The 24418-nt window shown below is 42.8% G+C and carries 21 protein-coding genes and 4 tRNA genes; 15 read left to right on the top strand and 10 right to left on the bottom strand.

Features of this window, described 5'->3' with window-relative positions; all coding sequences use genetic code 11:
• Positions 1-41: 41 nt before the first annotated feature.
• Positions 42-1715 (bottom strand): S16 family serine protease, encoded by a 1674-nt coding sequence (locus ACHUFW_RS19540; protein ID WP_394205483.1) that lies wholly within the window; start codon positions 1713-1715, stop codon positions 42-44.
• 184 nt (positions 1716-1899) lie between these two features.
• On the opposite strand from ACHUFW_RS19540, the gene ACHUFW_RS19535 reads away from it, so the two are divergent.
• Both ACHUFW_RS19535 and ACHUFW_RS19530 read left to right on the top strand, forming a co-directional pair.
• Positions 1900-1990: transfer RNA gene (locus ACHUFW_RS19535), tRNA-Ser, on the top strand.
• Positions 1991-2678: 688 nt separating this feature from the next.
• Positions 2679-3017 (top strand): zinc ribbon domain-containing protein YjdM, encoded by a 339-nt coding sequence (locus ACHUFW_RS19530; protein WP_394205482.1) that lies wholly within the window; start codon positions 2679-2681, stop codon positions 3015-3017.
• A gap of 92 nt (positions 3018-3109) precedes the next feature.
• Here the strand turns inward: ACHUFW_RS19530 and ACHUFW_RS19525 are convergent, their stop codons facing one another.
• Positions 3110-4747, bottom strand: coding sequence for an EAL domain-containing protein (locus tag ACHUFW_RS19525; RefSeq protein ID WP_394205480.1), 1638 nt, complete (start codon positions 4745-4747; stop codon positions 3110-3112).
• A 360-nt stretch (positions 4748-5107) separates the two neighbouring features.
• On the opposite strand from ACHUFW_RS19525, the gene uvrY reads away from it, so the two are divergent.
• The 10 genes from uvrY (at position 5108) to rplY (ending at position 11914) form a co-directional block, all read left to right on the top strand.
• A complete protein-coding gene (uvrY, locus tag ACHUFW_RS19520; protein WP_394205478.1) occupies positions 5108-5752 on the top strand; it encodes a UvrY/SirA/GacA family response regulator transcription factor in 645 nt (214 codons plus the stop codon).
• A gap of 21 nt (positions 5753-5773) precedes the next feature.
• A complete protein-coding gene (gene uvrC / locus ACHUFW_RS19515; RefSeq protein ID WP_394205476.1) occupies positions 5774-7603 on the top strand; it encodes an excinuclease ABC subunit UvrC in 1830 nt (609 codons plus the stop codon).
• A 47-nt stretch (positions 7604-7650) separates the two neighbouring features.
• Positions 7651-8208, top strand: coding sequence for a CDP-diacylglycerol--glycerol-3-phosphate 3-phosphatidyltransferase (gene pgsA / locus ACHUFW_RS19510; RefSeq protein ID WP_394205474.1), 558 nt, complete (start codon positions 7651-7653; stop codon positions 8206-8208).
• A gap of 143 nt (positions 8209-8351) precedes the next feature.
• Positions 8352-8427, top strand: a tRNA-Gly gene (locus ACHUFW_RS19505).
• Between the two features lie 9 nt (positions 8428-8436).
• Positions 8437-8510 (top strand) — tRNA-Cys (locus tag ACHUFW_RS19500).
• Positions 8511-8547: 37 nt separating this feature from the next.
• Positions 8548-8633: transfer RNA gene (locus ACHUFW_RS19495), tRNA-Leu, on the top strand.
• A gap of 121 nt (positions 8634-8754) precedes the next feature.
• Positions 8755-9321, top strand: coding sequence for a type II secretion system protein (locus tag ACHUFW_RS19490; protein ID WP_394205469.1), 567 nt, complete (start codon positions 8755-8757; stop codon positions 9319-9321).
• A gap of 121 nt (positions 9322-9442) precedes the next feature.
• The gene (locus tag ACHUFW_RS19485) at positions 9443-10831 is read left to right on the top strand and encodes a L,D-transpeptidase family protein (protein WP_394205467.1); all 1389 of its coding nucleotides are present in this window, start codon (positions 9443-9445) and stop codon (positions 10829-10831) included.
• Positions 10832-10999: 168 nt separating this feature from the next.
• Positions 11000-11491: a peptidoglycan L,D-endopeptidase MepK gene (locus ACHUFW_RS19480; protein ID WP_394205501.1), complete on the top strand. Its 492-nt coding sequence runs from the start codon at positions 11000-11002 to the stop codon at positions 11489-11491.
• A 135-nt stretch (positions 11492-11626) separates the two neighbouring features.
• Positions 11627-11914 (top strand): 50S ribosomal protein L25, encoded by a 288-nt coding sequence (gene rplY / locus ACHUFW_RS19475; protein WP_394205465.1) that lies wholly within the window; start codon positions 11627-11629, stop codon positions 11912-11914.
• Between the two features lie 50 nt (positions 11915-11964).
• On the opposite strand, the gene ACHUFW_RS19470 is transcribed toward rplY, so the two are convergent.
• From ACHUFW_RS19470 to sodB, 4 genes are all read right to left on the bottom strand, one after another.
• On the bottom strand, positions 11965-13482 hold the full coding sequence (locus tag ACHUFW_RS19470) for a SpoVR family protein (protein ID WP_394205463.1): 1518 nt from the start codon (positions 13480-13482) through the stop codon (positions 11965-11967).
• An 8-nt stretch (positions 13483-13490) separates the two neighbouring features.
• Entirely contained in the window at positions 13491-14762 is a 1272-nt protein-coding gene (locus ACHUFW_RS19465; protein WP_394205461.1) for a YeaH/YhbH family protein, read from the bottom strand.
• Positions 14763-14808: 46 nt separating this feature from the next.
• Positions 14809-16743: a PrkA family serine protein kinase gene (locus tag ACHUFW_RS19460; protein ID WP_394205460.1), complete on the bottom strand. Its 1935-nt coding sequence runs from the start codon at positions 16741-16743 to the stop codon at positions 14809-14811.
• 224 nt (positions 16744-16967) lie between these two features.
• A complete protein-coding gene (gene sodB, locus ACHUFW_RS19455; protein ID WP_394205458.1) occupies positions 16968-17552 on the bottom strand; it encodes a superoxide dismutase [Fe] in 585 nt (194 codons plus the stop codon).
• 232 nt (positions 17553-17784) lie between these two features.
• Here sodB and ACHUFW_RS19450 point away from each other — a divergent pair, with 232 nt between their 5' ends.
• The gene (locus tag ACHUFW_RS19450) at positions 17785-18129 is read left to right on the top strand and encodes a Grx4 family monothiol glutaredoxin (protein ID WP_394205457.1); all 345 of its coding nucleotides are present in this window, start codon (positions 17785-17787) and stop codon (positions 18127-18129) included.
• Between the two features lie 53 nt (positions 18130-18182).
• Here the strand turns inward: ACHUFW_RS19450 and ACHUFW_RS19445 are convergent, their stop codons facing one another.
• Entirely contained in the window at positions 18183-19406 is a 1224-nt protein-coding gene (locus tag ACHUFW_RS19445; RefSeq protein ID WP_394205455.1) for a uracil-xanthine permease family protein, read from the bottom strand.
• A gap of 196 nt (positions 19407-19602) precedes the next feature.
• Between ACHUFW_RS19445 and ACHUFW_RS19440 the strand changes: the two genes are divergently transcribed.
• Both ACHUFW_RS19440 and hda read left to right on the top strand, forming a co-directional pair.
• Positions 19603-20676: a DUF2066 domain-containing protein gene (locus tag ACHUFW_RS19440; protein WP_394205454.1), complete on the top strand. Its 1074-nt coding sequence runs from the start codon at positions 19603-19605 to the stop codon at positions 20674-20676.
• Positions 20677-20720: 44 nt separating this feature from the next.
• Positions 20721-21431 (top strand): DnaA inactivator Hda, encoded by a 711-nt coding sequence (gene hda, locus ACHUFW_RS19435; protein WP_394205453.1) that lies wholly within the window; start codon positions 20721-20723, stop codon positions 21429-21431.
• A gap of 29 nt (positions 21432-21460) precedes the next feature.
• Here the strand turns inward: hda and ACHUFW_RS19430 are convergent, their stop codons facing one another.
• The 3 genes from ACHUFW_RS19430 to arsC all read right to left on the bottom strand — a co-directional run bounded on the left by ACHUFW_RS19430 (position 21461) and on the right by arsC (position 24370).
• Positions 21461-23404, bottom strand: coding sequence for a hypothetical protein (locus tag ACHUFW_RS19430; protein ID WP_394205451.1), 1944 nt, complete (start codon positions 23402-23404; stop codon positions 21461-21463).
• Between the two features lie 228 nt (positions 23405-23632).
• On the bottom strand, positions 23633-24013 hold the full coding sequence (locus tag ACHUFW_RS19425) for a DUF2069 domain-containing protein (protein WP_394205449.1): 381 nt from the start codon (positions 24011-24013) through the stop codon (positions 23633-23635).
• Between the two features lie 9 nt (positions 24014-24022).
• Positions 24023-24370 carry an arsenate reductase (glutaredoxin) gene (arsC, locus tag ACHUFW_RS19420; RefSeq protein WP_394205447.1) on the bottom strand — a complete coding sequence of 116 codons (348 nt, stop codon included), beginning with the start codon at positions 24368-24370 and terminating at the stop codon, positions 24023-24025.
• Positions 24371-24418 lie beyond the last annotated feature (48 nt).

Raw genomic sequence — 24418 nt, 5'->3', positions numbered from 1 at the left:
GTGCCAAGGTTAGCGAACACGTGTACGCTAAACAACTCCGATCAGCTAGAAATCTTTAATTTATCGAGTAATCTCTCAAAAAAACTGGGTTCGTCCTCTTGGTATCCGGCTAATGCCTCCAAACGGCTTTGCACTAGGCCATACAATGTGTCATCCGGGAACTGATTGTTTTCATCACATTGACCCGCTTCTATATTGATAAGTCGCTCAACAGCTTGGTCAATATGGGCAACTTCATAAATATGAAACTGGTTATTGGACACCGCATCAATCACTTCGGGCTTGAGGTTTAGTTGCTGGACGTTAGCCACAGGAATGATGACCCCTTGTTGTCCTGTTAGTCCTCGACGTTTACAAAGGTCGAAAAAGCCTTCAATTTTCTCATTTACACCGCCAATGGCTTGTATATTGCCAAATTGATCGATGGCACCTGTTGCTGCGATACCTTGATCAATGGCTTTGTCAGTAATCGCAGAGATTAATGCACAATATTCAGCAAGCGACGCACTGTCACCATCGATCTCTTGGTATGACTGCTCAAAAACAATATTGGCATTTAAATGCAGTGGTGCATCTTTGCCAAAGATACGATAGAGGCATGATGATAAAATCATCATGCCTTTGGCGTGGATGTTACCAGCTAGTTCTGATTTACGCTCAATATCAGCAACCTCGCCATCGCCATAATGAACTGACGCAGTAATACGGGCAGGCTCTCCATAACTGTATTCCGCCATGTCGATGACAGTCAGTCCATTGATTTGGCCAACCACAGCCCCTTCAGTTAGTAAGCTAATAAACTTCTCATCAAAGTTTTGCGCCGATAGCTGCTTAGAGGCGTTGTGACGAAACTCAATTGCATTTAGCGCAGTATCAATCGCCGTGGCAGTGATCAGGGGACTGTCGCTATGTATGCTTGCTTGATGCAAAAGTTGGCTAATGGGGACAGTTAATAAGGTTAAGTGTTGTTGATGTTCGGCCTGCTTAGAGCTGAATGTAAGCAGCCGCTTAATAGCTTCTATAGATAACTCTAAATCAGCGCTTTTTGCGATATAACGCAGCCATTGACAGTATTGTGCTAAATCGCAGCTAAGCGAAGCAGACGGGTCAATATCAGGCTGAAGGCTTGAAATAGCCACCTCATTTACCATCTCACCCAACAATGCAAAATGTTGTTGAAACAGACGCTCTTCCATAAACGCTAAGCTATAAAGTTGGCTGGGGCCGATTAACACTATTTTACAACGCAGGGGCCGTGGTGCGCCTTGCGATGTTACTTGATAATGTTGGTCTTCTAGGATTTGGAATAACAGTTCCCAAAGCGCTTCTCTTTTCCACAGTGATTCAGCACAGATATAGACAATACCAGGATGGTCTAATACGCCGGACTGATATTGTTGTTGGCTATCTATGTGGCCTAAAAGCTGCTGGCGTTTAATGCTACCGTGCAGATAGATTGGTCCTTCTTGAGAGGTTTCAGTGTCGTTGGTATTCACATGGATATGATGCAGCCCATTGATGATGCCTTGGCGATGAATACCCGATTGGTCAGCAATATACAATTGTTGGCAATTGCTTTTTTGAAATAGCTGAAACGCACTCAATAGCCGATTTTGACCGACTAATGCAGAGGTTGGATTGATTTCAAGCTCATTGATGCTGGTTATCTGGTGTAAAGGTGAGAGTTGTTTGGCTAACAAAGGTTTTAGGTTCATAGATTTGAGCGTTCCATATCGACTGCATGCATGGTATCACATCTAGTGATAGAGCGATATTTAGTTGCCTTTGGTGAATCTTGTATATTTCATGGAGATTTGCTGTAAATATCGCCATAAACATGTTGAGTGTCAAAAAGGGGCTTTACAACGCTAAGCGTTCCTTATATTATTCAGCGCGTTCGGAGAGATGGCAGAGTGGTCGAATGCACCGGTCTTGAAAACCGGCACGGGTTTATAGCCCGTCTAGGGTTCAAATCCCTATCTCTCCGCCATATTTAGGAAAAGGGCTACTCAATCGAGTAGCCCTTTTTCGTTGCACTTCAGTTATTTTTTGAGTTTTGAGCTTTAGCAGGTAGTTGAGGAATTCACCTTTTGTTGTACTTTCTGCCGATAAGGTAACTTGCACGCTATGTTTATTTGGTAATACCAATCGGCATAAAGGTGTGATCGCTCTGCGAGAGTTTAGGGCTTTTGAGACAAGGTCATTAAATGCTCCTCGGTAACTGCTCCTGCGTTACTCTAGCTCCTATACCCCTATAGTCGTGCATTAATGACATTCACCACATCTGACCTCCAGGGATGGAGGAAATGTCTTATGACTGTCTGGAACAGTCAAGACCATGTGGCTTGCAACGAATGAAGGGCATAGTTACCCTAGGTTCAAGTTCGTTAACACAGCATCAGAAGTACTAAAACTCGCCCTTTGGGCGCTTTTTGGGCTGCCTACTTCTTCGTTGAATAACTTCCCAATAGAACCACTATTACTTAAGTTATTCGTCTCGAACTAGTTTGCCAAAAATAGCTCTGAGTAGAGCACTTTCTTATGCCGATTGGTATAATTGTTAACTGATACAGGTTTGTGTAGTGGATGACGATTTGATCAGCCCCTATAATTAACCGCGTAATTATTAGGTCACCATGCCCTAATCATGACTAATTTATTTTGAGAGAATAAGTAAAATGAGCAATATCCCACCTTGTCCAAAATGTGAATCGGAATATGTGTATGAAGATGGTTCACAACTAGTGTGCCCAGAATGTGCTCATGAGTGGAATCCAAACGAAGAAATTATCGACCCTGATGCGATTATTCTTAAAGACGCCGTCGGTAATTTATTGGCGGAAGGCGATAAAGTGACCTTAATTAAAGATCTAAAAGTTAAGGGGTCTTCACTTATCCTTAAAGTCGGTACTAAAGCTGTTATTCAACGCTTTGTCGATGCAGACCATGATATCGACTGCAAGGTTGATGGCCATGGTCAAATGATGCTTAAGTCTAAATTTGTTCGTAAAGCCTAAACAATCTAAGTTACTGGCGCTAAAGCTCGCATTATGCGGGCTTTTTTATTAGCTATTTACTGCAGCACCAAGAAACTTAGGCAAAGGCTCAATCAAGGTTTATGCTGATGAATATCAGATTGCATTAAGCTTGCCGTTTCCTCGCTTGTCAGTGGCTTGGCGAACAAATAGCCCTGGGCAAATCGACAACCAATCTCCTCAAGCACGTCCAATTGTGGTTTAGTCTCAACGCCTTCAGCTAGAATGGTGAGCCCGAGTGTTTGACCCAACTCAATTAACTGTTTAACAAATTGCTTATCTAAAGTCGACTCAGCGATGGGGTCGATGATGGATTTGTCCAGTTTGAGTTTGTCAAAGTAACGATGATAAGAGCGGACCAATTTTAGTGACGAGTATCCAGTACCAAAGTCATCGACCGCAATGGAGAAACCCATGTTTCTTAAAGTGGAAATATTGGTTTTTAAGGCAAGCTCATTGTTAATTGAAGCGGTTTCAGTAACCTCAATTTCAATGTGGCTGATAAGATCGGTATCTTGGGCAAATATCGTTGCGATTTTGTTGATAAACTCTGGCATTTCAACGGTTTTGAATGACACATTAATGGCTATTTTACCGGGGTTATAGCCGCGTGCTAACCAGTCTGACAATTGCTGCTTTACCTGTTTGAAAACGTAAATATCCAGCGCTAAATGAAATCCTATCGTTTCAGCAATGGCCACAAAGCGTGCAGGAGATACCGTACCTAGGGTAGGGTGCTGCCATCTGGCTAACGCCTCAAGACCGACTAGTGTTTGTTGGCCTATTAGGTATTGAGGTTGGTAGTGCAGGCTAATTTGATTTTGTCTCAACGCATCAGGTAGCTCATCAATAATCAATTTTTTGGCGATGAGTGTTTGATTGGTATCTGAATTTGCTATAACGACTTCGCTATTGGCGTGTTTTTTGGCTTGCTGAAGGGCCGTTTCTGCCGCGATTTCAATGGGGTGATAGTCGATAGTTTGTTTATGCTGTATGCAGACACCAATACTAAAATGTTTTTTAATACTGAGTTCGTCTGTAACCGATAACGGTTTAAAGGATAACACCTTTATTTGCTGACTTAGCCGTTTGCATTGCTCAATAAATTCATCGACACTGCTATTTGTTTGCCTTGCCATTAAAATGCCAAATTTTGCATTTGAATAGCGCACAGTTAATACCGCTTCAGTTGCTTGATTTGTTAACGCTTCACCCAGCTTAGCGAGATAAGTATCGCCGTTTTGAAATCCATAGCGATAATTCACCGTAGAAAAGTTATCTACCGAGATAAGTAGTAAAGCTAATTGTTTGGATTCTGTTCTTAATAAATGCTCCGCATGGCAGCGCATTGCCCAGCCATTAGGCAGCAGGGTAATTGGATCAACGGATTTATTAATAAAAGACTGGAATTCAAGCTTAACATGTCCATCATCGAGGACGGTGTGACTCAATTTGACGGGTAACGGATAATAATGGCGCGTGAGTACTTTGGCATCAATGACATTGCACGTGGATTGGCTTTGCAGGTATTGCTGCCAACTTGACCAATGGTGTTGCTCATGGCTTAAGTCACTGATTAACTCATCAACTGTTGAGTGGAGCACCTCAGCTTTATCGCGGCCGGTCATATCGTTGAACGCACCATTACTATCAACGATGTGGCCATCGCAAACAATAATAGCGGGTAAGGCAAGCTGGGTATTTTTAGTCAATATCGGCGTTAACAAGTATTTTTGTTAAATGTTGTGCCATGGTAGCAGACATTAGGGCTTAACTCACATTGGTTATGTCACAGATTACTAGTTGCTGTTGTAAATTGGTCATAAATTCACTGCAGCCTAGCTTGTTATGGGGATTGTTAATTGTTGTATCGTCACTGTGTAAATTACCGCTGGGTTTCCTAAGTTATTGCTCACGGTTTCAGTAGTTTAGCTCATACTCATTAGTTTGCTTATAAATTAATAGGTTAAGTGAGATTTTCTGCTTTCCTATTTGGTATATTTACGCTAAATTAATAGGGAGTTTTACTGATAAATCACATAAGATTAACCCGTTTTAAAAGGTAGCCTAGGTTGATATCTGTATATTTAGTTGATGACCATGAGCTTGTCCGGACTGGGATAAGACGTATATTGGAAGATGAAACCGGTATCAGCGTGGTAGGTGAAGCTGGAGACGGAGAAACCGCCGTTCAGTGGGCGCGCACAAACGAAGCTGATGTGATTTTAATGGATATGAATATGCCAGGTATCGGGGGGCTTGAAGCAACGCGAAAAATCCTGCGTTACCAAGCCCACGCTAAAATTATTGTACTGACTATTCATACTGAAGATCCGTTTCCAACTAAAGTGATGCAAGCAGGCGCGTCTGGCTATTTAACCAAAGGTGCGACGCCTCCTGAGGTGTTACAGGCAATAAGGCAAGTGGCTCACGGCCAGCGCTATCTGTCACCTGAAATTGCTCAGCAAATGGCGTTGAGTCAGTTCAATCAAACAGAAGATAATCCATTTAAGTCGCTATCTGAACGAGAGCTGCAGATTATGATGATGATCACCAGTGGCGAGAAGGTGAATGATATTTCTGAGCAGCTCAACTTAAGCCCCAAAACTGTCAATAGTTATCGGTACCGATTGTTTGCTAAGCTGGGCATTAGTGGGGATGTAGAGCTGACCCGATTAGCAATTCGTTATAAAATGCTCGACACCGGTCAATTCTAAAGTCGAAATTGCTGTTCCTCTATGTCTGAAAACTTTAATGCTAAAGCGTTTTTACGCACTGTTACTTCGTCGCCGGGTGTTTATCGTATGTACGATAAAGGCGACGTTGTCATTTATGTTGGTAAAGCAAAAGATTTAAAGAAAAGACTATCTAGCTACTTCAGAAGTAACCTTCCCAATGTAAAAACCCAAGCTCTGGTTTCACACATCGCCAATATCGACGTCACTGTGACCCACAGTGAAACAGACGCCCTCATTTTAGAAAATGATTACATTAAGCAGTACATGCCTAAATACAATGTATTGCTTCGAGATGATAAATCCTACCCATATATTTTACTCAGCGGTCATCGGCATCCGCGTCTGGCCTACCATCGTGGCGCTAAAAGAGAGAAAGGTCAGTATTTTGGCCCTTATCCAAATGGCGGAGCGGTAAGAGAAAGCTTGCATCTAATGCAAAAAATCTTTCCCATAAGGCAATGTGAAGATGTGTATTATAAAGTGCGCTCTAGGCCATGTTTACAGTATCAAATAGGGCGTTGTAGCGGCCCTTGCGTAGGTAAAATTTCCGATGAGGATTATGCTGAGCAGGTCAAGCTAGCGAGTCTATTTTTAAAGGGGCGCGACCAACAGGTCATGGGTGAGTTGGTCGCCAAAATGGATCATGCGTCTCAAGAACTTGAGTTTGAGAAGGCAGCGCTTTTTCGCGATCAGATAGCGGCGCTACGCAGAGTCACAGAGCAGCAAGAAGTATCCAATCAAAGTGGTGATATGGATGTGATAGGTGTGCACTTTGCTTCAGGTATCGCCTGTTTTCACCTATTGTTTGTGCGCAACGGTAAGATATTTGGTAGCCGTAGTTATTATCCTGATGTCCCTGCAGATACGCCTTTATCGGAAGTGTTACGCGCGTTTGTGATGCAGTTTTATCTCAATACCGATAGTCAACGCACTATGCCTGCAGAAATCATATTAAGTCAGGCCTTTGAAGAAATGGCTGAGTTTGAAAACGCGGTTTCACAGGCTCTGGGTAAAAAGGTTGCCATCAAAACCAATGTTAGAAGTGATAGGGCGAGCTTTTTGCGCATCGCGGACACCAATGCGACCAATGCAGTGGTCAGTCGACTGTCACATAAAAATACCGTCGAACAACGATTTGTACTGCTCGAAGAAGCTATGGAGTACAGCGGTACAATTGCCCGCATGGAATGTTTCGATATTAGTCATACTATGGGGGAGAGTACAGTGGCTTCTTGTGTGGTGTTTAACCGCGAAGGACCCAACAAGCAAGATTACCGTCGTTATAATATCGAAGGTATTACCCCAGGTGATGACTACGCAGCAATGAAACAAGCAATTAGTCGACGATTTGATAAATTGACTTCTTCTGCAAAAGTGCCCGATATTTTATTTATTGATGGTGGCATTGGTCAGTTACGTATCGCCCAGAAAGTGGTGGATGAAAAATTTGCCAATATTGATAAGGCTCCATTATTAGTCGGGGTGGCTAAAGGTGAAGGGCGCAAACCGGGTTTGGAGACGCTGATCTACGGTGAAAGTGAAGTCGCTTTTAATTTAGCTGCCGATTCCCCAGCCTTACACCTAGTACAACACATTCGAGATGAATCGCATCGTTTTGCGATCACGGGTCATCGCAATAAACGCCAAAAAACACGTAATACATCAACATTAGAGTCTATTTCAGGTATTGGGCCTAAAAGGCGTAAAGCACTATTGCAATACCTAGGTGGTATTCAAGAAGTGAAGGGTGCCAGTGTTGCTGAACTCGCAAAAGTGCCCGGAATTAGCATAGAAATGGCGCAAACAATACACGATGCATTGCGAGGGTAAGAAAATTAAGGCAAGATTGGCGCTGCTTTTGGAAAATTGGTTATCACATGCCGTTTAATGTACCTATTGCGTTAACACTTTTCAGGTTGTTTTTATTACCTGTTTTTGTTGTTGTTTTTTATTTGCCTTACAGTTGGTCAGCTTTTGCTGCCGCTTTTATATTCTGGCTAGCTGCCGTAACCGATGCTTTAGATGGTTATGCTGCCCGCAAGCTCAAACAATCTACTCGTTTTGGCGCATTCTTAGATCCGGTAGCTGACAAGATCATGGTGACAACCGCATTAGTGTTGCTCGTTGCCCAGTACAATAATATTTGGCTGACGTTGCCTGCACTATTTATGATTGGTCGGGAAATCGTAATTTCTGCTTTAAGGGAGTGGATGGCGGAATTAGGTAAACGCGGGGCTGTGGCTGTGTCTTGGATTGGCAAATATAAGACCGCGGCGCAAATGGTCGCGATAACTGGCCTGATCTGGCAACCTAACCAATGGTTAACCTATTTGGCTATGGCGTTATTTTATGTCGCCGCCATATTAACTTTCTGGTCAATGGTGGTTTATATTCGTGCAGCCTGGGCGGATTTAACCGCAGAATCGCATAATTAAAATGCAATGCGATCAATTAGTGTTCAAGCAGTTATTTATTACGAAATATAGCGTTGACACTGGCATCTAAATCGGTAGAATGCCATTCCGCAGTCAGGGGAAAGCTTCTAGCAGAACATTGATTGCTAAGTTAGAAATGGTTTGCGACATTAGCTCAGTTGGTAGAGCGATACCTTGCCAAGGTATAGGTCATCGGTTCGAACCCGATATGTCGCTCCAATCTACTATGGCGCGATGGCAGAATGGCTATGCTGCGGATTGCAAATCCGTCGATCTCGGTTCGACTCCGGGTCGCGCCTCCACTTTATGTTTTAGTGCGTAAGCGGTAAAACACACTTTGCCCGAGTGGTGGAATTGGTAGACACAAGGGATTTAAAATCCCTCGCTGAATAAGCGTGCCGGTTCAAGTCCGGCCTCGGGTACCATCTTTTGATGACAGAAAAGCCTCAACATTTGTTGGGGCTTTTTTGTTTACAGATAAAAATTCACTTCGCATACCAAAGTCATGGACGTATAATGTATGCAAGTTTCAGTGGTAGCAGTATTATGAAATCAAATCGTGGATTTACCCTCATAGAGTTAGTCGTGGTTATTATCATCCTAGGTGTCCTTGCCGTAGTAGCCGCACCTAAATTTCTTAACCTGAGTAAAGACGCCCATGAATCCGTCGCGAAAGCAGCTTTTGGTGCTTTTAGCAGCGGTGTTAGCCTTTATCATCAATGCTGGCAAGTCGAGGGGACCAATACCACGGTATATGATCTTGATTGCTATGGTGATGGCAGTATCGATTCAACTGTAACGGGGTTTCCATTAGGACAGAATACCCAGTCAAATGGTAATAATGGTACACAACTTAACGGTGAGTATTGCCGTGAGTTATGGCAAGGCTTGTTAGACAATAATGAGTTGGTACTGGACTATCATCATGATGGCGCGTTTGGTGGTGATACTGATATCGTTTATTGGTATGCGGGCGGCCCTGTCTCAAGTCCAAACACCTACTGCTACTTTAATTACATCGCTGACGATCAACGAAAAGGTCAGGAAAACTGGCAACTAAGGTATTACCCAGGTGACGGTAGAACTGTAGTGACCCGTTCAACCCTAGGTTAATGACCTTTTTAACTTTTCTGATTAAATTAAGATATCTGATTAAATTAAGTTTTTATTTCATCTATAGAAGATAGTACCAATTTGCTGACTCTTTGCCATAATTTATACTGGAGGTGTGGCAATGGTCAGCTTGATACGCGGTACAATTTTCCTACTTTTAATCGTAAATTTTTCTATTGGCTATGCAGCTGATAGGTTTGCTTTGGCGAAAGAAAGTTTACGAAGCCAACTGGATATTATTTACCTAGTCACCGATGATGATCGCTTTGCTGCGCACCTAGAAGCATTGCCTCTAGCGTCTGAACCACAGTCACTTATTGCCATTATTGAAGACATTCACATGTTTTGGTCAAGCCAAAATATCGCAATGCGTAGCCTACTCACTTTACAAACAAAAATTGAATCCAATGACGTGCTTGCAATGGCGATGGCTGTTGAGCCTGCTGCTAATGAATATCTTGCCATTAGTAATCATATTCGTTATTTGCATTGGTTGGCCAAGCAAGATGAGTGGATGCCGATTGAGCCAAATGGATGGTTAAAATTAGGCGACAGCCACAGGAGCATCGTAGATATTCGCCGCAGGCTTGATCGGTTAGGAGATGGTGTTTTACACAATCTAACCAGTACAGAATATGACCTTGAATTAGAGAAAGCGATTTTGATATTCCAACAGCGCCACGGGTTAGAGACGGATGGTGTTGTTGGACCTGCGACCCTACGCTGGTTAAATACCACAGCTTCGCAGCGAGCTAACATCATTGCTGATGATTTTGTTGCAAGAAATCGTTATCTCACGAGTGTGGAGCAACGCTATTTACTGATTAATATACCCGCTTATGAAATGGTGTTGGTGGATAGTGATAGGGTGGTATTGAACTCGAGAGTCATTGTCGGCAAACCTTATCGAAGAACGCCGCTATTAAAGAGCCATATTAGCAACATGGTGTTGAACCCGACTTGGCGCGTTCCAAGAAAACTGATGAAGCGCGATCTGTTACCTAAAGTGGGTGAAAATGGCAGTTACTTCAGTGAAGGTAAGTTTGATGTGTTTAATTATGCTGGTGAGCGCGTGATTAAAACAGATCAAGAGTGGCAAGATTTAGCGCAAGGAGATTTTCCTTATCGTATCGTGCAGCAAGCTGGTGAAACCAATACGTTAGGTCGGTTTAAGTTTTTCTTTGAAAACCAATATAACGTCTATTTGCACGATACGTTAGATAAAGCGCTTTTTGAAAAAAGTGATAGGGCGTTATCATCAGGGTGCATTCGAGTAGAAAAAGTACAGCAGCTGGCAAACTGGATGGCGGCAAACTTAGTAAAAGACAAACAAACTTGGGTTGAGATGCAACAAGATAAAAACACGACCCAATGGTTTTCATTTCATCAATCTTTACCGGTCCATTTAGTTTATTGGACCTCTTGGGTCGGAAATCAAAATAGACTGCAATTTAGAACAGATATATACAAGCGCCATCAAAAGCTTAGCCTTGAATTAGCCAGCCAGTAAGGCTTCCAGGACATCTACCTATATTTAATTTATTTTAATTAAACTTGCTTTCGGTCATCAAAAAGGCTACTTTGTCGCCACTTTTGGTTAAAAAATAGACGGGGAGTGAGTGTGTCGATAGTTTGTACCTCTCGTAGACAATTATTATTAGGTTTAAGTGGCGTGGCGATGTATTCAGTGTTACCAAGTAAAGCCCACGCAAGTCGTTCAACGAAGGGAATTCGGCAACTGAGCTTTTACAATAGACATACTGGTGAGCAAAGCGAAGGCAACTATTGGGTAGATGGCATCTACCAAGATAAAACCCTGTCCGCGTTTAGCCAGGTGCTTCGTGATCACCGCCGCAATGAAGCTGCGCCAATGGATAATCGTTTGTATGATTTTTTGTATCGATTACAGCAAACGGTAAACTTTGATGAACAATTCCATGTTATTTCTGGTTACCGTTCGCCAAAAACTAACGCCATGCTAGCAGCTAAGAGTAATGGCGTCGCGAAAAAGAGCTATCACATGAAGGGAATGGCAATGGATATTGCTGTGCCTGGCGTTAATTTAAAAACATTGCGCGAAGCTGCGGTAGAACTGATGTTAGGTGGGGTAGGCTATTATCCGCGTTCTGGTTTTATTCATGTTGATACCGGCCCCGTTAGAACTTGGTAGTATTGAAAAGTAAATCAATGTGCAAAACATTTGTTGTTAGCTAGTAGCTATGCTAGTATTGCCGCGCTTTTTTAAGCAGTTGCCATTGGTCGAAAGTGGCAACCATAACTATTTATTTTATTAAGTGAGAATAACATGTCTTATACTATCGTTGCACAAACGCGTACTACAAGTGGGAAAGGTTCGAGCCGCCGCCTACGTCATGCTGGTAAAGTACCTGCAGTTATCTATGGCCCAGGTAAAGAAGCAGTAGCTATCGAATTCGCTCATAAAGATATTATCAATATCCAAGAGAACGCTGATTTCTACACAAGTGATATCACTATCACTCTAGATGGCAATGACATCAAAGTTCGTGCACAAGCTATGCAACGTCACGCATTTAAGCCTCTAATCGAGCACGTTGACTTCACTTACGCATAATTTTGCGAAGTTGAGCAACGAAAAGCGCCTTATTAGGCGCTTTTTTTATGCTAATCCTGATCAGGTTTATCAGGGCAGCGGGCGATTATCTTTGTTTCACCCGCTAAGTTTTGCTCTTCCAATATCACATCAAATCCCCATAAACGGTGTAAATGTTTGACCACTTCATGGCGACTTTCTGCCAATGGAATGCGGTTATTTGGAATATATCTGAGTGTTAAAGAACGATCTCCACTGATGGCCACATTTTGCACTTGGATATTGGGCTCCAAGTTAGACAAATTGTATTGCTGCGACAACATTTGACGAATATCGCGATAACCTTGTTCATCATGTATTGCCGAGACACTAAGGTGTTGTTTTTGGTCATCGTCCAAAATCCCAAACAATTTAAATTGCCGGATAATATTAGGTGAAAGATATTGGCTAATAAAACTCTCGTCCTTAAAGTTCTCCATCGCAAAGTGCAATGTATCTAGCCAATTACTTCCCGCCATGTCAGGAAACCAAGCTTTATCCTCTTCGGTGGGGTTTTCACAAATCCGCCGAATATCTACAAACATATTAAAGCCTAATGCATAGGGATTGATGCCACTGTAGTAGGGACTGTTGTAACTGGGCTGGGCAACAACATTCGTGTGGCTTTGCAAAAACTCCATCATAAATCTATCAGTGACCAATCCGTCATCATATAGGTGGTTTAAAATGGTATAGTGCCAAAAGGTTGCCCAGCCTTCATTCATGACCTGTGTTTGCTTCTGAGGGTAGAAATATTGACCCATTTTTCTCACAATTCTGACTATTTCACGCTGCCAAGGTTCTAGCAATGGTGCATGTTTTTCAATGAAATAAAGTACATTTTCTTGTGGCTCGGAAGGGAAGTTAACCTTATCGTCAGTGCTCGTTTCCGCTTGGTTTAATGGAATAGTACGCCAAAGGTCATTAACCTGGCTTTGCAGATATTCTTCACGCTGCTTTTGCCTGACTTTTTCTTCTCTAAAGGAGATTTCGCTTGGGCGCTTGTATCTGTCCACACCATAGTTCATCAATGCATGGCAGGAGTCTATGATTAACTCTACTTGTTCTGTGCCGTAGCGCTCTTCACAATCGCTGATATAGTTTTTGGCGAATACTAGATAATCGATGATTGAACTTGCGTCCGTCCAGGTTTTAAACAGATAGTTATTTTTAAAAAAACTATTATGGCCAAAAGAGGCGTGAGCCATCACCAAAGCTTGCATTGTGATGGTGTTTTCTTCCATCAAGTAGGCAATACAAGGGTCGGAGTTAATAACAATTTCATAGGCTAACCCCATCTGGCCACGCTTATAGCCTTGCTCAGTCTCGATAAATTTTTTACCAAAAGACCAGTGAGTGTAACCAATAGGCATACCGATCCCGGCATAGGCATCCATCATTTGCTCCGCGGTGATCACCTCGATTTGATTCGGGTAGGCATCTAAGCGGTAGTGGTTGGCGACGCGTTCAATTTCCCCTAAATATTGTTGTAATAAGTCGAATGTCCAATCTGGACCATCACTAAGCGGTTTTTTGATAGGATCTTCCATAGCGCCTCCTAGACTGACTGTTTCTTGAACAGCTCTCTAAACACCGGATAGATATCTTCGGCTTGTTTGATGTGTTGTACCGCGATATTGTCGAATTCACTTTGTAGGGCCTCATATTCTCGCCATAACGTTTGGTGGGCCCTATTGGTTATTTCGATATAGCTGAAATACCTGACGACTGGGAGTAATTGTTTTTGTAAAAGTTGTCGGCAAGTGGGTGAGTCATCAGCCCAATTATCACCATCAGATGCTTGGGCTGCATAGATGTTCCACTCATTTTCTGGATAACGTTTTTGTTGGATCTCTTGCATTAATTTCAATGCACTCGACACGATCGTGCCACCGGTTTCTTGGGAGTAGAAGAATTCGTGTTCATCAACCTCTTTGGCTTGGGTGTGATGGCGAATATACACAACTTCTAGATTTTTGTAGGTACGAGTTAAAAATAGATAAAGCAATATATAAAATCGTTTAGCCATATCTTTGGTGGCTTGATCCATCGAACCTGATACATCCATCAAGCAAAACATCACAGCTTGGCTCGAAGGCACTTCTTTTTTAGCAAAGTTGTTGTACCTAAGATCAAACGTATCAATAAAAGGTACTTTATCAATTCTTTGTTTTAGCTGTTCAATCTCAGCTTGGGTCGCTAATATTTCGTCACTGTTGGCGCCGGGTGTATCTTGTAACTGTTGTAATTTTTCCTCTAACGCCACTAACTGCTTACGTTTGTTGCTTGTCATTGCAGTGCGCCGTGCAATGGATGAACGTAAAGAGCGAACGATATTGATATTGGCCGGCACGCCATCGTTAGTAAAACCTGCCCGGTAGGTTTGATATTCCACTAGTTTATTGAGGCGATTATTTTGTAAATTTGGTAACTCTAGATCTTCAAATAATAATTCCAAATATTCATCTTTTGAGATCTGAAATACAAAATCGTCTTGTCCTTCGCCGCTATCAGACGCTTCTCCTTGTCCAGCACCTTGTCCGCCACCACCTTGCGGCGGGCGCTCAATCTGATCGCCCGTAGTAAATTGATCATTACCAGGATGAACACGCTCTCGCACGCCGCCTTGACCTTGGTGGAAGGTGGGTTCGCTAATATCCCTCGTTGGGATACTAATTTTTTCGCCTTTATCAACATCAGTAACGCTTCTGCGAGTTACGGCATCGCTAACCGCTTTTTTTATCTGCTTTTTATACCGATTAATAAATCGTTGGCGATTTACGGTACTCTTGCCTTTGGCGTTGAGTCTGCGATCAATGAAATTGGCCATACGCACCTCCTTAGTCAAAAGGGGAGCGAACTCCCCAACACTGAGTTTAAGATGACTTTCTGACTCTTAGATACCACTCAGAGAGCAGCCTGACTTGTTTCTTGGTGTAGCCTTTTTCCATCATCCGATTGACGAAATCATCATGCTTACGCTGATCATCGGTAGAGGTTTTTGCATTAAATGAGATAACCGGAAGCAGATCTTCTGTGTTGGAGAACATCTTTTTCTCGATCACTGTGCGTAATTTCTCGTAACTGGTCCAAAGTGGGTTGGTGCCTTCATTATTGGCTCTGGCGCGCAGCACAAAGTTAACTATTTCATTGCGGAAATCTTTAGGATTGCTGATGCCTGCAGGTTTTTCAATTTTCTCTAACTCTGCATTAAGCGCCGCTCGGTCAAATAACTGCCCAGTTTCTGGATCGCGATATTCTTGATCTTGAATCCAAAAATCAGCATAGGTGACATAGCGATCAAAAATGTTCTGACCATATTCAGAGTAGGACTCTAGATAAGCGGTTTGGATTTCTTTACCAATAAACTCTACATATTTAGGGATGAGATAGCCTTTTAAAAACTCTAAATAACGCTCAGCGCTTTCATTAGGGAATTGTTCTTGCTCTATCTGTCTTTCAAGTACGTAGAATAGGTGGACAGGGTTTGCCGCTATTTCGCTGTGATCAAAATTGAACACTTTAGAGAGAATCTTGAAAGCAAAGCGGGTCGATAGCCCCTCCATACCTTCATCAACACCGGCATAATCTCGGTACTCCTGATAGGATTTTGCCTTCGGATCAGTATCTTTTAAGCTCTCACCGTCATAGACCCGCATTTTTGAGTAAATAGATGAGTTTTCAGGCGCTTTGATACGTGATAGCACACTAAATTGGGCTAAGGTCTCTAATGTACCAGGGGCACAAGGAGCTGTGCTGAGCTCTGAGTGAGCCAACAACTTGTCATAAATTTGAATTTCCTGTGATACCCGCAGACAGTAAGGGACTTTAACGATATACACCCGGTCTAAAAACGCTTCATTGGTTTTGTTGTTTCTAAAGGTGGTCCATTCTGATTCGTTGGAATGCGCTAAAATAATGCCACTGTAGGGGATCGCAGATAAGCCTTCGGTACCATTAAAGTTACCTTCTTGAGTTGCGGTCAATAAAGGGTGTAGCACCTTGATTGGCGCTTTAAACATCTCTACAAACTCCATTAACCCTTGGTTAGCACGACACAGGGCACCGGAATATGAATAGGCATCAGCATCATGCTGGGCGTAGTGTTCTAGTTGTCTAATGTCGACTTTACCGACTAACGAAGAGATATCTTGGTTGTTTTCATCACCAGGCTCAGTTTTAGCTATCGCCATTTGGTCAAGAATGGATGGGTAAACTTTGACCACTCTAAATTTGGAAATGTCTCCGCCGAATTCATGCAGGCGTTTTACTGCCCAAGGAGACATAATGCATTTTATGTAACGCTCTGGAATGCCATACTCGCTTTTAAGTAGTTCACCATCTTCTTCGGGATCAAATAGACTAAATGGATGATCATTTACTGGGCTTCTCACGCCATCTGCGCTCAATACGTAGATGGGAACCTGCTGCATTAAGGCTTTGAGTTTCTCTGCCAATGACGACTTACCACCACCAACAGGGCCAAGCAAATACAAAATCTGCTTTGATTCTTCTAAGCCTTGCGCTGAATGCTTTAAATAAGCGACGATTTGCTCAATCGCTTCTTCCATGCCATAAAAATCTTTGAAAGCAGGGTAGCGGGAGATTAATCGGTTAGAAAAAATGCGACTTAGTACGGGATCTTTGGAGGTGTCAACCACTTCCGGTTCTCCAATGGCAATCAATAGTCGTTCAGCCGCCGATGCATAGGCGATACGGTCTTCTTTACAAATTGCTAAGAATTCTTGCAATGAATATTCTTCATCAAGCTTCTTTTCATAGCGCTGTTGGTAATGCTCAAATATACCCATATTCCACCCCCTGAAACGCTTCTATTTAGATAATTTGGGATGACCAAAATTAGTCTCCTACTATTAAATATAGTTGGGATTTGGAACTTTGCAGGAAAAAAGTCAATAAAAACAATAACAAAACGTTGCAATTGCAACAGTTGCATTTAAGTGGATAAAAGAGGGCGGTAGAAAATCTATAAAAAAAGGAGCCTTAAGGCTCCTTTTTATGAACTAGGTTTTTTTTAACCAGCAAAGTTTTGATTAACAAATTCCCAGTTAACCAATTCCCAGAAATGTGCAAGATAGTCTGGACGAACATTGCGGTAGTCGATGTAATAAGCGTGTTCCCATACATCAACAGTCATTAGTGGTGTTACACCTTCATCGGTTAGCGGTGTAGCAGCATTGCTTGTATTAACAATCGCAACACTACCATCGGCATTTTTAACTAACCAAGTCCATGCGCTACCAAAGTTGTTTACTGCAGCATCGGTAAATTTTGCTTTAAACTCTTCAAAAGAGCCGAATGCAGCATCGATAGCCGCTGCAACTTCACCTGTTGCCGCACCACCACCGTTTGGTGATAGGCAGTTCCAGTAGAATGTGTGGTTCCAAATTTGCGCTGCATTGTTAAAGATACCACCAGTAGAGGTTTTGATGATCTCTTCTAGGCTCTTTTCTGCAAGTTCAGTACCTTCAACTAAACCATTAAGCTTAACTACGTAAGTGTTGTGATGCTTACCGTAATGAAACTCAATTGTTTCTTGAGAAATATGGGGCTCAAGTGCGTTCTTGGCATAAGGTAATGCGGGTAATTCAAAAGCCATGTTTTTTCTCCATTGACATTCAATTGTCTTTATTAGTTTTGCTCACTGCGCCACATTCTACCTGATAATAACGTGATGTGAATCATTGTTTTTGTCATTTTATAGATTATTTTAATCGGTTTTTATCACGCTGCTAAAGCCCCTAAAAAAAGTAGGTTTTTGTTATGGGGCATCCTGACGTACAATAGGGCGAAACAATGATTACCTTATGATGTGAGTATTAGGAATTTATATGGAAACCAATGAAACAGTAGAAAAGATTAAACAGCAAATCGCAGAAAACCCTATTATTCTTTATATGAAGGGCTCACCTAAATTACCAAGCTGTGGTTTCTCGTCTCAAGTTGGTCAAATCATGATTAACTGTGGTGCGCAATTTGCCTATGTAGATATTTTGCAACATCCTGATATTCGTTCTGAGCTACCTAAATACGCTAACTGGCCGACATTCCCGCAATTATGGGTTGAAGGCGAGTTGATTGGTGGTTGTGATATTTTGGTTGAAATGTACCAAAAAGGTGAGTTACAAACTTTGATTTCAGAAACTGCGGCAAAGTACCCAGCTGCAGAAAGTTAATTTTATCGAAACCTAATTAAAAAAAGCCCGCTATCATATAGCGGGCTTTTTATTTACGCCTGTTTTTTATCAGGCATGGGCAGTAGCAAGTTCATGGTTATCGCCACGATACCACACAGACTAATGCCAGTTAGGCTAAATGAGCCAATACCGAAGGCCATGCCGCCAATACCAAATACGAGTGTCACTCCGACAATACATAGATTTCTTGGTTCATTTAAATCGACTTTATTCTTGATTAACGCGTTCAAACCAACTGCGGCAATAGAGCCAAACAGTAAACACATAATTCCGCCCATAACAGGTACAGGTATGGTTTGCATTAAAGCACCTAGCTTGCCAATAAATGCTAATACAATCGCTGTAATGGCAGTCCATGTCATCATCACAGGGTTAAAGTTCTTGGTTAGCGTTACTGCGCCAGTGACTTCAGAGTAGGTGGTATTTGGCGGTCCACCAAATGCTGATGCTGCGATAGTTGCCACACCGTCACCGGCTAGGGTGCGGTGTAAGCCAGGCTTTTTCATGTAATCTTTACCAGTGACGTTTGAAATTGCCAGAATATCACCGATGTGTTCAACAGCCGGTGCGATTGCAACCGGAATCATAAATGCAATGGCATGCCAGTTAAATTCTGGCGCGACAAAATTAGGCATCGCTAACCAAGCTGCTTGGTTCACCGCGGTAAAATCTACTACGCCATAAAACAGGCTTAAACTGTAACCGACGATAATACCTGCAAGTATTGGCATCAGTTTTAGTAGGCCCTTGGCAAAAATGGCTACGGCTATTGTGGTTAAAAGTGACGCGAGTGAAATGACAATAGCCGCTTCATATTCAACCAGTACGGTTGAGCCATCGCCAGTTTTACCTAACGCCATGTTAACAGCCATCGGTGCCAGGCCTAAACCGATAACAATGATAACCGGACCAACGACGACCGGGGGAAGCAGGCGTTTAATAAAACCATCGCCGCGGATTTTAACCAATGAGGCGAGGCAGATATAAACTAAACCAGCAGCCATCAGTCCGCCCATGGTAGAGGGGATGCCCCAGGTTTGTACGCCGTACATAATTGGCGCAATAAACGCGAAAGAAGAGGCAAGAAAGATGGGAATTTGGCGTTTGGTAATAAGCTGGAATAGTAGTGTACCAATACCTGCGGTAAACAAGGCAACATTGGTGTCAAGACCCGTTAAAAGTGGCATCAGCACTAAGGCGCCAAATGCAACAAATAACATCTGCGCACCTTGAAGTGGCAAAGCTAAATTTTTCATTGTTATTCTCATTTTTGGATAAACTTAACAATAGTAACCAGCATTGGAACCTTTTTCATTATCTTTGCTCACATATCCCTCTTTTTAATGAATAAAGAACCAGCAGTGAGGGGATATATCAGGGAGGAATGTGCAGTAAAGCACGATTATTGTGTTACACTTCTTGCATTATTCATCGAGACAGATTTTGATACGGATGTTTAAACGTTTAGTTAGTGTATCACTGCTTATCATTAGCACTGCTTTGGTCCCCACAACCCTAAAAGCTGCCGCCATCAGTTCACTTGATGAGGCGAGCGTTGCCGTTGATGATCGTTCACGAAATCAACGTACACAGGCGCTTAAAACAGCATTAAAGAATGTTGTGTTAAAGAATTCAGGGAGTGAAGCGGCGGTCCAGCATCCGTTGGTCATCGATAGCCTTAAAAACCCAAGTAGTTTAACGACCCAATTTGGCTATCAAGAAGTCGATGGTGAGTTACTGCTCAATGTCAGTTTCGACCATAGCAAAATCGTTGAACTGCTACGCCAAGCTCAGCTACCTGTGTGGGGCAAACAACGGCCTACCACGTTATTTTGGTTAGCGCAGTCTGACGCCAATGAAAGAGCCATTATCAGTGACTCTTCTACCATGGAACTGAGGCAAGTGTTTAGTGAGTTTACTCAAAAAAGAGCCATTCCATCGGTATTTCCGTTAATGGATCTGGATGATTCGATGCGCTTATCCGTCAATGACGTGCGAGGCATGTTTGTTGAGCCAGTGCAATTAGCCAGTGAACGTTATCAAACCGATTATTTTGTCATGGCAGCCATTGATACCGTCAATGAGCAAACACGGTACGCGTTTAGCTTATATGCCATGCAAAATAACCAACCCATGTTAACGCCCCTAGTATCAAAACGCGCTGAAGTTGGCTCAGCAGACGTAGCAGCTGCGCAAATTTTATCTGCTGTTAGTGAATACTATGCCGGACGGTATGCCATTGCCGATAGTGGTGAAGCAAATACTGCAATGGTGAGTTTCGTTGATATCACTAACCGTAGTCAACTGGTTGAAATAGAAAAGTATTTATTACAACTCAGTGCCGTAAGTCATGTCAGTTTAGTATCGCTGCAAGGTTATACTGCTCAGTATCAGCTAGACTTATTTGGTACAGAGGATGATCTACATCGATTGATGAAACTTGAATCACGTATTGATGAAATTCCACAAACGGAATTCAACGTAGAGCAGGGGGAATCTGTCCCCGAATATATTTGGCAAGGTTAAGCCTTTGCCCATTGTTGACAGCCTATTTATTGAGATTTAGTTGAGTGAAAGTTAACTCGCCAAGGCAACTATCTTTACCGGTTCATCTACCAGATGATGAAACCTTCAGTAGTTATTATCCTGCTGCAGGCAACGACGAACTTATTCAAAGTTTACAATCATGCGCCCGCGGTGTGTCGGACAGCTCAGTGTATTTATGGGGGCCGATTAAATCCGGCCGCACGCATTTGATGCATGCAACTTGCGCGCGTGCAAATGAAGCTGATAAAAGTAGCTTTTATTTACCGTTAGGCATTCATGCGAGTATTTCGACGGCATTACTAGAAGGGCTTGAGCAACTCGATTTGGTCTGTATCGATGATATTGATGCGATCGCCGGACATCCGGTTTGGGAAGAAGCTATTTTTGACCTGTATAACCGAGTTGCTGAAAATAAGCACTGTAATATCGTTGTCAGTGCAAGCAGTGCCGCAACAGAAGCAGGCTTTACCTTGCCCGATCTGGTTTCAAGAATGCAATGGGGCCTGACCTATCAGTTGCAGCCTATGGCTGACGATGAAAAACTGGCCGCATTACAACGCCGCGCTGCAATGCGTGGTTTGCAGTTACCTGAAGATGTGGGACGTTTCCTGTTGAATCGACTAGCGAGAGATTTACGTACGTTATTTGATGTACTGGATCGTCTTGATAAGGACTCTTTGGTCCATCAACGTAAGTTAACAATTCCCTTTGTTAAAGAGATGCTTAGATTGTAATCTCAGCATCTCTTATCTGCTTTAACCCGTTAGCGGTGCCTACTACCACTTAATTGAAGCGGTCTATCTACGCTCGTTTCAACAGGGGCAACACCGTTAAATCTACTGATCGCGCTGGGTTGAGCGGATACAGCGTTATTTGTAGTTTCTAGGGTGAGATTGTCAGCCCAGCTTTGCCCTTGAATCATAGGGATTGGTGCGGGTAACGCTTGAACAACACTTTGGCCATTAAGCTCGGGTAACATTTGGTTGATAACTAATGCCGCACGACTTTCTAAGATCAGTTGTCCTATTCGACCCCTTTGTCCCCAATCAACGGTAATATTGCTACTTGTCGCGTTATCTGGGCTATCTGTTACACCAACATCACGTAATATGCCATATCGGTGACTCATCATAGCCTCTTCTAACAACATCGCGGCATCTTCGCGCGAAGTTGAGTAAGCATAGGAGTCTGAGGCGCGATCAGCACTAAAAAAGCCACTTATATCGCTTGGTGTGTAGGCTTTTTGTACTTCTGTAGCCGACTCGCCTCTAAAGCGTACATCTGCTAAATCAAATAACTCTTGGCTATTAAGTGGGTATTGTGCTGTTAGTTGATCAGAAACTAACAACTGGTTGTCATTGCGTCTAACATAGTCGTCGTACAATGTTGGGCCGGATAATGAGCTATGGACACTACGGGGGAAGAAGTCATTCGCATGGGCCAATTCGTGGTATAGCAATGATGCAAGATCGGCATTCAATTGCTGCAAATCGCGGCTGTTTCGCATCGATATATCATCAATATAAGACACATATTGATTATCTTTGACATAGCGCCATGGCATTAAAAATCCTAGCTCATTGCTAAAGCCAGCTCGATAATCGGGAGCTTCATTGATGGTGTCTCGCTGATAAGGGGTAAGCCATAAATCGTTTGGATCAAGATAAATCGCACCAGTTAGCACCCAGTAAAATGATGGGCGGATATCGTAGCTGATGACAATGGCTGTGACGGATTGCAATAAAGTAGCAAAATCATCATGAGGATCGAGCTCCATCAAGAAGCGTTCAAAATTTTCTCCCATCCACTGGTGAGAAACCAATACTCTATCTAATATGCCTTGTTTATCAGCAGGCTGTGATTGTTGACCGATTAAAGGGAGTGAATTGAGCGCACAAGGTTGATTAAGCTGATTTGAGTAAACACATTGCTCAAGTGCTGACGCATAAGGTGAATCGGCTTTGTAGGCAAAAGTGCGTGCAACTGGCTCGTCAAAATACGGTGAGCTAATTGACTGTTGGGCTGTGACTAGAATACTTACATCATCACTTTGTGTGACGTTTTGCACGTCACCGGTAGCGCGTAAAATAATCAGCGTATCTTGGTCGACATTGGGGGCGGTAAATAAAGGCCGCTCTGGTGTTGTTAAATCTAAGCCAACATTTGGGCCGGCTGCGACACACCAGCTGAGGTTTTCAACCAGTTGGTTATTTACCTTTGCGGCTCTAACGCTGACGCCGTTGCCTGAAACCACTTGGTGGTCAGCTCTTACTTTGACATTCGAACCAGGCTGATTAATATCGACAGTGATGTTCTCGGTATGGTTAATGTTGCTACTAGTTATATTGACCTGAAACTGATAGCTGCCACTTTGCATTGCCTCAAAATTCAGTACGGGTGATCTTACACTGTTAAGCTCAAGCGGCTCGCCGGCAAGTTGTTGCCACTCAAAGTTGAGTTCACGGCTTGGCACATTAGGGATTTGCGCGATAACACTGGCTGGTTGATTTTGAAAGTAATCTGGCTCGACCAAAAAGCTGACTGCCGACGTCGTTTCGACTGTGAGTAGCTCACTTTGGGTTGCACATCGGCCTAACTCTGGCAGTGGCGGGGTGATAGGATCAGTGTTACCGCCATCATCGCTGCCACCTCCGCAACCAGTAAGACCCAGTAATACCGCCAGAGAAAGCAGTTTTATATGATTCATGAAAGCTCCTTACGCATCGACTCAATTTGGATGCTGGGCGAACAACCGTTAATTTTTTATACGTTTATCGTTCAGGGGTCGATCGCAATACTTATATAGCAACGCAAAACCGCTACTATGCTTGGTTGCAATTACATTACATGCTTGTTGCAAAGCTGTCACTTTATTTGATGTTAACCCTCTCATTTGCTGAGCTTTGTTGTCCAATAGCCGTAAAAAAGGCGCCCATTAAGCGCCTTTATTTTTACGTTTTTTTAAACCTAATCCGAGTTCTCGTCCCCTTAACCGGGCATAGAAAGGGAAACCTAGCATTAACAGCGCCAGAAGTAACACTTCTGCAATGGCAAATATGAGGTATTGCTCTGTAACCCAAAGTAGGGTTAAACCATGCAGCATATACAAACATAAAATAAAGCTTGCCCAAGCATAGGTGTAGGGTTTGCCTTGCCAAATGCCTTTGATTGGCGTTAATAAGGGTAAAACCCAAAGTAGGCTAAATGCCATTGAGTATTCACCAGTGACCCCCTTATTAACAAACCAGCCTGTAAGCATGGCGACCAACAACAGGTAGCCTGCTCGACACCAATGGAATAAAGAGGTGGTGTTCATAATTTGCTCTTATAAAATAGTAAGTACATTTTCAGGTGGGCGACCGATAGCCGCTTTGTTATTCGCTAGCACTATTGGGCGCTCGATCAATTTTGGCGTGTTAGCCATTGCTGTAATAAGCGCTTGCTCATCTTCAACCTTGGCTAAGTCTTGTTCTTTATATTCAGTTTCTTTGGTGCGCATCATTTGACGAGCATTAATGTCAAGTTTTACGAGTATATCTTGGATTTCAGCTACCGTGAGTGGATTTTTTAAATACTCAATTACGGTGATGTTACAGTCGTTTTCTTCAAGTAATGCAAGGGTTTGACGGCTTTTTGAACAGCGAGGGTTGTGAATAATGCTAACGTCAGTCATAGCGAAAACCTTAAATTTATTGTTTGCGCTATGATACTTGAAAAGTTG

The organism is Shewanella waksmanii, from assembly GCF_043643685.1.
GTDB classification, from domain to species: domain Bacteria; phylum Pseudomonadota; class Gammaproteobacteria; order Enterobacterales; family Shewanellaceae; genus Shewanella; species Shewanella waksmanii_A.
This window is presented reverse-complemented; position numbering and strand designations above follow the sequence as displayed.